The organism is Streptomyces sp. NPDC000880, assembly GCF_053599675.1.
Genome location: NZ_JBSFMS010000178.1, coordinates 1 through 10,508, shown reverse-complemented (window position 1 = coordinate 10,508; position 10,508 = coordinate 1). Strand labels below are relative to the sequence as shown.

General features: G+C 71.5%; 9 protein-coding genes. 7 read left to right on the top strand and 2 right to left on the bottom strand.

Annotation, left to right across the window (positions count from 1 at the left end; translation table 11 throughout):
• Positions 1 to 239: 239 nt before the first annotated feature.
• The 3 genes from mce (at position 240) to ACWDO5_RS33495 (ending at position 5,836) form a co-directional block, all read left to right on the top strand.
• Positions 240 to 668, top strand: coding sequence for a methylmalonyl-CoA epimerase (gene mce, locus ACWDO5_RS33505; RefSeq protein WP_450534329.1), 429 nt, complete (start codon positions 240 to 242; stop codon positions 666 to 668).
• Positions 669 to 835: 167 nt separating this feature from the next.
• The gene (gene scy / locus ACWDO5_RS33500) at positions 836 to 4,783 is read left to right on the top strand and encodes a polarized growth protein Scy (protein WP_450534328.1); all 3,948 of its coding nucleotides are present in this window, start codon (positions 836 to 838) and stop codon (positions 4,781 to 4,783) included.
• A gap of 114 nt (positions 4,784 to 4,897) precedes the next feature.
• Positions 4,898 to 5,836 carry a cellulose-binding protein gene (locus ACWDO5_RS33495; RefSeq protein WP_450534327.1) on the top strand — a complete coding sequence of 313 codons (939 nt, stop codon included), beginning with the start codon at positions 4,898 to 4,900 and terminating at the stop codon, positions 5,834 to 5,836.
• A gap of 44 nt (positions 5,837 to 5,880) precedes the next feature.
• On the opposite strand, the gene ACWDO5_RS33490 is transcribed toward ACWDO5_RS33495, so the two are convergent.
• Complete coding sequence (locus ACWDO5_RS33490) at positions 5,881 to 6,243, bottom strand: hypothetical protein (protein ID WP_450534326.1); 363 nt, start codon at positions 6,241 to 6,243, stop codon at positions 5,881 to 5,883.
• Between the two features lie 98 nt (positions 6,244 to 6,341).
• Here ACWDO5_RS33490 and ACWDO5_RS33485 point away from each other — a divergent pair, with 98 nt between their 5' ends.
• From ACWDO5_RS33485 to ACWDO5_RS33475, 3 genes are all read left to right on the top strand, one after another.
• Complete coding sequence (locus ACWDO5_RS33485; protein ID WP_450534325.1) at positions 6,342 to 6,698, top strand: hypothetical protein; 357 nt, start codon at positions 6,342 to 6,344, stop codon at positions 6,696 to 6,698.
• 112 nt (positions 6,699 to 6,810) lie between these two features.
• Positions 6,811 to 7,986, top strand: coding sequence for an ABC transporter ATP-binding protein (locus ACWDO5_RS33480; RefSeq protein WP_450534324.1), 1,176 nt, complete (start codon positions 6,811 to 6,813; stop codon positions 7,984 to 7,986).
• Positions 7,983 to 8,828 (top strand): ABC transporter permease subunit, encoded by an 846-nt coding sequence (locus ACWDO5_RS33475; protein WP_450534323.1) that lies wholly within the window; start codon positions 7,983 to 7,985, stop codon positions 8,826 to 8,828. Before ACWDO5_RS33480 ends, ACWDO5_RS33475 begins: the two co-directional genes overlap by 4 nt.
• 23 nt (positions 8,829 to 8,851) lie before the next feature.
• Here ACWDO5_RS33475 and ACWDO5_RS33470 read toward each other — a convergent pair whose 3' ends face one another.
• Entirely contained in the window at positions 8,852 to 9,181 is a 330-nt protein-coding gene (locus ACWDO5_RS33470) for an ATP/GTP-binding protein (RefSeq protein ID WP_450534322.1), read from the bottom strand.
• A 214-nt stretch (positions 9,182 to 9,395) separates the two neighbouring features.
• On the opposite strand from ACWDO5_RS33470, the gene ACWDO5_RS33465 reads away from it, so the two are divergent.
• A complete protein-coding gene (locus ACWDO5_RS33465; RefSeq protein ID WP_450534321.1) occupies positions 9,396 to 10,427 on the top strand; it encodes an LLM class flavin-dependent oxidoreductase in 1,032 nt (343 codons plus the stop codon).
• Positions 10,428 to 10,508 lie beyond the last annotated feature (81 nt).

The window sequence follows — 10,508 nt, the reverse complement described above, 5'->3', positions numbered from 1 at the left end:
CCGGAGAAGGATTTGAGCGAGCCGAGCAGGCGTCCCATGGGCGTACGGGCGCCCGCGACGATCACTGAGGTGGTACCGGTCGTTCCAGACATGAGGCACGATCCCCTTCCAGCGCGAGGCTGAGGAGTGAACGAGGGTTTACCTCAAATGTACTGAGCGGTACGGCCCGCGGTCACCGGGCAGCCAGTGTGATCGCGCGCACGTTGCGTAACCACCGTCCGGGGCGCTGCACTGGGGGAATGCTGACGCGAATCGACCACATCGGGATCGCCTGCTTCGACCTCGACAAGACTGTCGAGTTCTACCGGGCCACATATGGCTTCGAGGTGTTCCACACCGAGGTCAACGAGGAGCAGGGCGTACGCGAAGCCATGCTCAAGATCAACGAGACGTCCGACGGCGGCGCCTCCTACCTCCAGCTCCTGGAGCCGACCCGCGAGGACTCGGCGGTCGGAAAGTGGCTGGCCAAGAACGGCGAGGGGGTTCACCACATCGCCTTCGGCACCGCGGACGTGGACGCTGACGCCCAATCGATCCGGGACAAGGGTGTGCGCGTTCTCTACGACGAGCCACGTATCGGCTCCATGGGCTCCCGTATCACTTTTCTCCACCCCAAGGACTGCCACGGCGTTCTCACCGAACTCGTCACCTCTGCAACGGAGCACTGACCTCCGGATTCCCGGCCCGGTAGAGTGGGCGATTCCGGGCCGGGGCCGGGTCGGGGCCGCGCCGCGTCCCCTCCGTTGGATCTGTCACCATTCCCCGGGGGGCCGTTCGCCGGGGAACGGTGCTCGTACGGAGAAAGTTGCGACCAGGGGACGGATGGGACCGCGCAGTGCGGGGCTACGAACGCCAGGAGAGCCACCGAGCTGACGACGACCACCTCTCGCGGTTCGAAGCCGAGATGGACCGGCTGAAGACCGCGCGGGAGAAGGCCGTCCAGCACGCCGAGGACCTCGGTTACCAGGTCGAGGTCTTGCGCGCCAAGCTCCACGAAGCGCGCCGCAGCCTCGCCTCCCGTCCTGCCTACGACAGCGCCGACATCGGCTACCAGGCCGAACAGTTGCTCCGTAACGCCCAGATCCAGGCCGACCAGCTGCGCTCCGACGCCGAGCGCGAGCTGCGTGAGGTCCGCGCCCAGACCCAGCGCATCCTCCAGGAGCACGCCGAGCACCAGGCCAGGCTCCAGGCAGAGCTGCACTCCGAGGCGGTCCAGCGCCGCCAGCGCCTGGACCAGGAGCTGGCCGAGCGCCGCCAGACCGTCGAGACACACGTCAACGAGAACGTCGCCTGGGCCGAGCAACTCCGCGCCCGCACCGAGGCACAGGCCCGCCGGCTCCTCGACGAGTCCCGCGCCGAGGCCGAGCAGTCCCTGGCCGCCGCCCGCGCCGAGGCCGCCAGGGTCGCCGAGGAGGCCCGTCAGCGGCTCAGCTCCGAGGCGGAGTCCGCCCGTGCGGACGCAGAGGCGATTCTGCTGCGCGCCCGCAAGGACGCCGAACGCCTGCTGAACGCCGCCTCCAACCAGGCGCAGGAAGCCACCAGCCACGCCGAGCAGCTGCGCTCCTCCACCACCGCCGAGTCGGACCAGGCCCGCCAGCAGGCCGCCGAGCTGAGCCGCACCGCCGAGCAGCGGATCCAGGAGGCCGAGGAGAAGCTGCGCGAGGCCCGCGCGGAGTCCGAGAAGCTCCTGACCGAGGCCAAGGAGTCTGCGGCCAAGCAGCTTGCGTCCGCCGAGTCGGTCAACGAGCAGCGCACCCGTACCGCCAAGGCGGAGATCGCCCGGCTGGTCAGCGAGGCCACCAAGGAGTCCGAGGCGCTCAAGGCGGAGGCCGAGCAGTCGGTCGCCGACGCCCGGGCCGAGGCGGAGAAGCTGGTCGCGGCCGCGGCGGAGAAGGCTCGTACGGTCGCGGCCGAGGACTCCGCGGCGCAGCTCGCCAAGGCGGCCCGTACCGCCGAGGAGGTCCTGACCAAGGCCTCCGACGACGCCAAGGCCACCACGCGCGCGGCGAGCGAGGAGGCCGAGCGGATCCGCCGCGAGGCCGAGGCGGAGGCGGACCGGCTGCGCGGCGAGGCCGCCGAGCAGGCCGATCAGCTCAAGGGCGCGGCCAAGGACGACACCAAGGAGTACCGCGCCAAGACCGTCGAACTGCAGGAGGAGGCGCGCCGACTGCGCGGCGAGGCCGAGCAGCTGCGCGCCGAGGCGGTCGCCGAGGGTGAGCGGATCCGCGGCGAGGCCCGCCGGGAGGCCGTCCAGCAGATCGAGGAGGCGGCCAGTACCGCCGAGGAACTGCTGACGAAGGCGCGGGCCGACGCCGACGAGATGCGCGCCACGGCGAGCAGCGACAGCGAGCGGGTCCGCACCGAGGCGATCGAGCGCGCCACCACCCTGCGCAAGCAGGCCGAGGAGACCCTGGAGCGCACCCGCGGCGAGGCCGAGCGACTGCGCGCGGAGGCCGAGGAGCAGGCGGAGAGCGTCAAGTCCGCGGCCGAACAGGCCTCGGCCGTACTGCGCAAGGAGGCCGAGCGCGGCATCGCGGCACGCCAGGCCGAGGCCGCCGAGGAGCTGACCCGGCTGCACACCGAGGCCGAGTCCCGCCTCGCCGCCGCCGAGCAGAACCTTGCCGACTCCCGCGGCGAGGCCGAGCGGATCCGCCGCGAGGCCGCCGAGGAGACCGAGCGGCAGCGCGCCGAGGCCGCCGAGCGGATCCGTACGCTCCAGGCGCAGGCCGAGCACGAGGCCGAACGGCTGCGTACCGAGGCCGCGTCGGACGCGTCGACCACCCGCGCCGAGGCGGAGAACGTCGCGGTACGGCTGCGCAGCGACGCGGCCAACGAGGCGGAGCGGCTCAAGAACGAGGCGCAGGACAGCGCCGACCGGCTGCGCGCGGAGGCCGCGGCCGCCGCCGAACGCGTGGGCGCCGAGGCCGCCGAGGCGCTGTCCGCCGCGCAGGAGGAGGCGAACCGCCGCCGCCGGGAGGCCGAGGAGATCCTCGACTCCGCGCGTGGCGAGGCGGATCAGGAGCGCGAGCGGGCCCGCGAGCAGAGCGAGGAGCTGCTGGCCTCCGCCCGCAAGCGGGTCGAGGAGGCGCAGACCGAGGCACAGCGGCTGGTCGAGGAGGCCGACCGCCGCGCCACCGAGATGGTCTTTGCCGCCGAGCAGACCGCCCAGCAGGTACGGGACTCGGTCAACGGCCTCCAGGAGCAGGCCGAGCAGGAGATCGCCGGGCTGCGCTCGGCCGCCGAGCACGCTGCCGACCGCACCAGGACCGAGGCGCAGGAGGAGGCGGACCGGGTCCGCGCCGACGCGTATGCCGAGCGGGAGCGGGCAGCGGACGACGCAAGCCGGCTGCGGGCCAGGGCCCAGGAGGAGACGGAGGCCGCGGGCGCGCTGGCCGAGCGGACCGTCGGGGAGGCGATCACCGAGACGGACCGGCTGCGTGCCGAGACCGCGGAGTACGCGCAGCGGATGCGTACGGAAGCGACGGACGCGCTCGCCTCGGCCGAGCAGGACGCTTCGCGCGCCCGCGCCGAGGCCCGCGAGGATGCCAACCGCATCCGCTCTGACGCCGCCGCCCAGGCCGACCGGCTCATCGGCGAGGCGTCGAGCGAGAGCGAGCGGCTGCGGACGGAGGCGGCACAGACGCTGTCCGGCGCCCAGCGGGTCAAGGCGGAGGCGGAGGCCGAGGCCGAGCGGCTGCACGCCGCGATCCGCGCGGACGGCGAACAGATCCTGGACGAGGCGCGCCAGGCCGCCGACAAGCGCCGTGCCAACGCCGCGGCCCAGGCCGACCAGCTGATCTCCGAGGCGAGCGGCGAGGCCGAGAGGCTGCGCGCCGACGCCGCGGAGACGGTGGGCTCTGCCCAGCAGGCCGCCGGACGCATCAAGTCCGAGGCCCAGAAGGTCAAGGCGGCCGCCGAGGCGGCGGCCGAGCAGATGCTTGCGAAGGCCCGCGAAGAGGCCGACCGTGCGCTCGACGAGGCGCGCGAGACGGCGGCCAAGCGCCGTGCGGACGCCGCCGAGCAGGCCGACCAGCTCATCAACAAGGCCCAGGAGGAGGCGCTGCGCGCGGCCACCGAGGCAGAGGAGCAGGCCGACACAATGGTCGGCGCGGCCCGCAACGAGGCCGAGCGGCTGGTCTCCGAGGCGACCGTGGAGGGCAACTCCCTGGTGGAGAAGGCCCGCACGGACGCGGACGAACTGCTGGTCGGCGCGCGCCGCGACGCCGCCGCCATAAGGGAGCGCGGCGAGGAGCTGCGTACCCGTGTCGAGGCCGAGATCGACGAGCTGCACGAGCGCGCCCGCCGGGAGACGGCCGAGCAGATGAAGACGGCCGGCGAGCGCGTCGATCATCTGGTCAGGACCGCCGAGGAACAGCGGACCGAGGCCGAGGCGAAGGCCAAGGAGCTGGTGTCCGGGGCCAACTCGGAGGCCAGTAAGGTCCGCATCGCCGCGGTGCGCAAGGCCGAGGGGCTCCTCAAGGAGGCCGAGCAGAAGAAGGCCGAGCTGGCCCGCGAGGCAGAGCGGGTCAAGGCGGAGGCAGAGGCCGAGGCCGAGCGGCTGGTCGCCGAGGGCCAACGCGAGCTCGATGTGCTGGTGCGCCGGCGCGAGGACATTCAGGCGGAGATTTCCCGTGTCCAGGACGTGCTTGAAGCGTTGGAGTCATTCGAGGCTCCGTCAGGGGGCACCAAGGCTGCATCCACCAGCGGCTCCGCCGCAGGTGCCGTCAGAGCGGGCGCGACAGCAGGGGTTACACGTTCGAGTGGCAAGTCGTCTGACGGCTAGCCACTCAAAAGGCTGGACATTCTCCAGATCAAACGGTCATCCGCTCGATGACACGCCGCTTCGGCCCCTAGGATTCCCCCTATCACCTCACCGGTCTCATTCGACAGGAACCCCATGAGCGACACTTCCTCCCCTTTCGGCTTCGAGCTCGTGCGGCGTGGTTACGACCGCGGTCAGGTGGACGACCGCATTACCAAGCTCGTCGCCGACCGTGACAGTGCTCTGGCCCGAATCACCTCTCTGGAAAAGCGCATCGAGGAACTCCACCTCGAGACGCAGAACGCCCAGGCCCAGGTCAGCGACGCGGAGCCGTCGTACGCCGGTCTCGGCGCGCGCGTCGAGAAGATCCTCCGCCTCGCCGAGGAGGAGGCGAAGGACCTGCGCGAGGAGGCCCGCCGCGCGGCCGAACAGCACCGTGAGCTCGCCGAGTCCGCCGCCCAGCAGGTGCGCAACGACGCCGAGTCGTTCGCCGCCGAGCGCAAGGCGAAGGCCGAGGACGAGGGCGTCCGTATCGTCGACAAGGCGAAGGGCGAAGCCTCTACACTGCGCAGCGAGGCGCAGAAGGACGCGCAGTCCAAGCGCGAGGAGGCCGACGCGCTCTTCGAGGAGACCCGCGCCAAGGCCGCCCAGGCCGCCGCGGACTTCGAGACGAACCTCGCCAAGCGCCGCGAGCAGTCCGAGCGGGACCTGGCTTCGCGTCAGGCGAAGGCGGAGAAGCGCCTGGCGGAGATCGAGCACCGCGCCGAGCAGCTGCGCCTGGAGGCCGAGAAGCTGCGTACGGACGCGGAGCGCCGGGCCCGTCAGACGGTGGAGACCGCGCAGCGCCAGGCCGAGGACATCGTGGCCGACGCGAACGCCAAGGCCGACCGGATCCGCAGCGAATCGGAGCGCGAGCTGGCGGCGCTCACCAACCGCCGCGACTCGATCAACGCGCAGCTGACCAACGTCCGCGAGATGCTGGCCACGCTGACCGGTGCGGCGGTGGCCGCGGCCGGCTCCCCCGCCGACGACGAGCCGATCTCCCGCGGCGTCCCGGCTCAGCAGACCCGCTGAGTACGCCCCCGTTCGCGGGGTCCGTCGCGTAGGTCAAGAAGGCGTCAAGCCCCCTGCCACGCCAGTGGCGGGGGGCTTTGCGCGCACTTGGCGTGGCCGCATGATCGAGTGATCGCGTCCTCGCTCTGTGCGTGGAGGCGTGAATAGCCGGGAAAGTCCACCGCCCAGGCGTGCGAGATGCTCGCGCGCCGCCGCCAGACGAACGGCCGCAGGGCGAACATCTTGATCAGTACGATGCCGAGCAGCACCGCGGGCGCGAGCGCGCCGGTCAACGAGGCGAGCGTGGCCAGCAGTTCCTGGGGCACGCTGTCCTGCTCCGGGCTGAGGCTGCCGGTGCCGACGCAGGCCCGCAGCGCCTCCAGCGCCAGATTCAGCAGCCCTTCCCCGTCCCGCAGCCGCTCCCCCATGCCGCGCGGCGAGGCTGGACTCCAACCAGCTCAAGGCCGTCGACGACACCGAGTTCCCCGACTACCGGCGGGCGATACTGCCCGGCGACGTCTTCGAGATGACGATGCCGTCCGGGGAGCGGCTGGGCGGCGCGTACATCTACTTCAGCGCGCACGGCGTCCTCGCGAACCCGGACGGCCTGCCTCGACCGGGCGGCGGCGACCAGTCCGCGCTGCTCGCGGCCCTACTGGAGGCCTCGCCCCGGCTGCGGAAGCTGCTGGGCCCCGATCCGGCGGCCTGGGTGCAGAAGGCGGGCGCGGACCGGACGCTGCGGGAAGCGGGCACACAGATCTTCGGCGACGAGGGCTGGGTGCTGCCGCAGACAGACTTCCTTCCGTACCTCGACGACGCATCCGAGCTGCGGCTCTACGACGATCTGCCGCCGCTCGACGACTCGCTGCCGTCGAAACCGTAGCGTTACTGCTTGGCCGGAACCGTCAAGGCCCGGATATCCTCCTAACTCTTACGGGGGCGTACGGCCGGACCGGCCTGGGCCCCGACGACCCGAATGTCGATGGGGCTGGAGAATGATCGAGGCAGTCGGCCTGACGAAGCGCTATGGCGCGAAGACGGCCGTGTACAACCTTTCCTTCCAGGTACGGCCCGGTGCCGTAACCGGGTTCCTCGGCCCCAACGGCGCCGGCAAGTCGACGACGATGCGGATGATCCTCGGGCTCGACCAGCCCACCGAGGGTCGTGTGACCATCGGCGGCCGCCCCTACCGGCAGCTGCCGAACGCGCCCCGCCAGGTCGGTGCCCTGCTCGACGCCAAGGCGGTGCACGGCGGCCGCAGCGCGCGCAATCACCTGCTTTCGCTGGCACAGCTCTCCGGTATCCCGGCCCGCCGGGTCGACGAGGTGCTCGGCGTCGTCGGGCTTCAGGAAGTCGCCAAGAAGCGCTCCAAGGGCTTCTCGCTCGGTATGGGACAGCGGCTCGGTATCGCGGCGGCGCTCCTCGGCGACCCGCAGGTGCTGCTCTTCGACGAGCCGGTCAACGGCCTGGACCCAGAAGGCATCCTCTGGGTCCGCAATCTGATGAAGCAGCTTGCCGCCGAAGGCCGTACGGTCTTCGTCTCCTCGCACCTGATGAGCGAAATGGCGCTCACCGCCGACCACCTGATCGTGATCGGCCGTGGCCAGCTGCTCTCGGACATGAGCGTCAAGGACTTCATCTCGCACAACTCCGCGGACTTCGCCAGGGTGCGTACGCCGCAGACCGAGCCGCAGCAGCGCGAGAAGCTGTCCGCCGCGCTCACCGAGGCCGGCGGTCAGGTCATGTCGGAGCCGGACGGGGCGCTGCGGGTCACCGGGCTGCCGCTGCCGCAGATCAGCGATCTGGCGTACGGCGCGGACGTCCGGCTGTGGGAACTGTCGCCGCACCAGGCCTCGCTGGAGGAGGCGTACATGCGGATGACCCAGGGCGCGGTCGACTACCGCTCGACCGCCGACCAGAAGTCGGGCCTGATGCAGACGCCGCCGATGGGCTACCTCCCGCCTCAGCAGCAGATCCCCGAGGTCCCGCAGCAGGGCTGGTACGCCCCGCCGCCGCCCCAGCCCGGCCAGAACCCGTACGCCGGCGCGGGTCCTGTCGCGCCCGCCGGCGCTCCGCCCGTGCCCCCGGCCTCCCCCAGCCTTCGGCCGGGGGGACCCCCATCTCGCTCCGCTCGCCCCGCCGACCTGACCAAGCCCGAGGACGCCCGATGACCACCCCCTACCAGCAGCAGGCGCCCTACCAGCAGCAGGGCGCACCCGCCGCCGTGTACTCCTCGCCGATCCCGGTGCGCAGCGCCCACCTCGGCGACGCCCTCGCCTCCGAGTGGACCAAGATCCGTTCCGTACGCTCCACGATGTGGACGCTCGGCGTCATGATCGTGCTGATGGTCGGCATCGGCGCGCTCTCCGCGTTCGCCGTCTCCGCCTCGGACGCCAATCTCCAGGGTCAGTCGGTCCTCTCCCTCGGCTTCTTCGGCGTACTGCTCGGCTCCATCTGCGTGATCACGCTGGGCGTGCTGACCATCGCCTCCGAGTACGGCACGGGGATGATCAGGACCACGCTGACCGCCTGCCCCAGCCGCGCCCGCGTGCTGACCGCCAAGGCGATCGTCTTCTTCCTGCTCGTCTTCACCCTCACCACGGTGATCACCGCGATCGTGGGCGGCCTGCAGACCGTGATCGTGAACCAGGGCTCGTCCACCGGCGAAGAGTGGTTTCGCGCGACGATCGGCATCGCCCTCTACGTCGCGGCCCTCGGCCTGCTCTCGCTCGCCGTCGGCACCCTGATCCGCCACTCGGCGGGCGCGATCACCATCATGATCGGCGTCGTGCTGCTGCCGCTGGTGCTGGCCATGTTCATGTTCTCCGAGTCGCTGCGGGATCTGCAGCAGGCCCTCTTCGAGTACTCGATCCCCAACCAGATCGGCGTGCTGTACGACACCGCCGTAACCACGTCGGGTCCGGCCGGCTGGGACCCGCTGTGGATCATGCTGGGCGTGACGGCGGCGGCACTGGCCGGCGCGTACGCCTCGCTCAACACGCGCGACGTGTAAGGGCACGCGAGGCTCCTGGAGCCTCAGTACCTCGGCGCGTTACGGGACCGCTGCACCCGCGTGGTGCGGCGGTCCTTCGCGTTCCAGCACGCCTTGTGCCAGTGCCGCCGGTCGTCGACGCCGCCGTGCTCCGGCCAGGCCACCACATGCGGGACGCTCGAGGGGATCTCCTGGTCGCAGCCGGGGCAGCGATACCGCTTGCCTGCGGCTCTTGCGCCGGCGACATGGCGGACCAGCCACTCCTCGCCCTGCCAGGACTCGCTCCGGCCGAAGCCGCCGTACCTCTCGCCCGGCTCGCCGGCCTGTTCGATGGGTTTCTCGCCGCCTCGGGGGCGGTTGCGGCGCGGGGACACGTGACACCTCACGGGGCAAGTCCGGACAGTTCCCATCCAGCCTACGGGCCGCAGTCCGGGGTAGACGTACCGCACAGCATGAGACCCGTGACACCCACAGGGGGCAGTTACCGGAAAATCGCAACAACTTCACGAATGGCCGTGCCTTGGGCACGTGTCAGACGTTGTTGCCGGTAGGGGGAGTGACGCGTCGGCCGCAAGGAGGCAATAGGCGATGCGCGTGGGAACTTTCGTACTGGCGGCCCAATTCCCGGGCCAGGGGCAGGGGGAGGCACTGCACCGTGCGGTGCGGTCCGCCGAGGTCGCGGAGGAGTCCGGACTGGATGCGGTCTGGCTCGCCGAGCACCATTTCGTGCCGTACGGCGTGTGCCCGTCGGCCGTGACACTTGCCGCGCTGCTGCTCGGCCGCACCCGGCGGATCCGGGTGGGCACAGCCGTGAGCGTGCTGCCGAGTGCCCACCCGGTCTCGCTGGGCGAGCAGACGGCGCTGCTGCATCTCACAAGTGGCGGGAGGTTCTCTCTCGGTGTGGGGCGGGGCGGCCCCTGGGTCGATCTGGAGGTCTTCGGCACGGGCCTCGATGCGTACGAGAAGGACTTTCCGGAGTCCCTGGACCTGCTGCTGCGCTGGCTGCGAGAGCCCCGCGTCGCCACCCGGGGAGAACGATTCGCCTTCCGTGAAGTCCCGGTCGTGCCAAGGCCGGACGAACTGATCGGCGGTCCCGCCGAGGGTCCCGAAGTGATCGTCGCCTGTACGTCCCCGAAGAGCGTGAAGCTCGCCGCCGAGCGCGGGCTGCCGATGCTGCTCGGGATGCACTGCGACGACAAGGAGAAGGCGGAGATGGTCGCCCGGTGGCGTACGGACGCGCTCGCCGCGGGCCGCCCGCCCGAGGAGGTCGAGCACGCCGGCCATGTGTCGGCGGGCGTGGCCCAGATCGCGGACCGCAGGGCCGACGCCTCCGAGACGCTGCTGAAGGCGATGCCGGGCTGGCTCAAACAGGGCCTGGACGCCCATGTGACCGTCGACGGGCGGCGCCGCGCGATGCGGGACCCCGTGGCGTACACAGAGCTGCTCTGCGGGATGCACCCGGTGGGCCCGCCGCGGCTCGCCGCGGACCGCATCGCGGCCACGGCGGAACGTACCGGCATCACACGCTTCGCCCTGCTCACCGAGGGCTCGGGCGATCTCGCGGCCACCGAGGAGAATGTGCGGCGCCTCGGCACAGAAGTCCTGCCGCTGCTGAGCTGAGCCCGGGATCGCTGCGTCCCAAGGGCGTGTTTTAGAAGCAGCGCCGTGGGCGCGCCGGGGGGGGGGGGGGGGGGGGCAGGA

Coding starts and splice junctions, on each gene's coding strand:
- mce (WP_450534329.1), top strand. CDS start 240: ATGCTGACGCGAATCGACCACATCGGGATCGCCTGCTTCGACCTCGAC.
- ACWDO5_RS33490 (WP_450534326.1), bottom strand. CDS start 6,243: ATGGGGGAGCGGCTGCGGGACGGGGAAGGGCTGCTGAATCTGGCGCTG.
- ACWDO5_RS33485 (WP_450534325.1), top strand. CDS start 6,342: ATGACGATGCCGTCCGGGGAGCGGCTGGGCGGCGCGTACATCTACTTC.
- ACWDO5_RS33480 (WP_450534324.1), top strand. CDS start 6,811: ATGATCGAGGCAGTCGGCCTGACGAAGCGCTATGGCGCGAAGACGGCC.
- ACWDO5_RS33475 (WP_450534323.1), top strand. CDS start 7,983: ATGACCACCCCCTACCAGCAGCAGGCGCCCTACCAGCAGCAGGGCGCA.
- ACWDO5_RS33465 (WP_450534321.1), top strand. CDS start 9,396: ATGCGCGTGGGAACTTTCGTACTGGCGGCCCAATTCCCGGGCCAGGGG.
- ACWDO5_RS33495 (WP_450534327.1), top strand. CDS start 4,898: ATGAGCGACACTTCCTCCCCTTTCGGCTTCGAGCTCGTGCGGCGTGGT.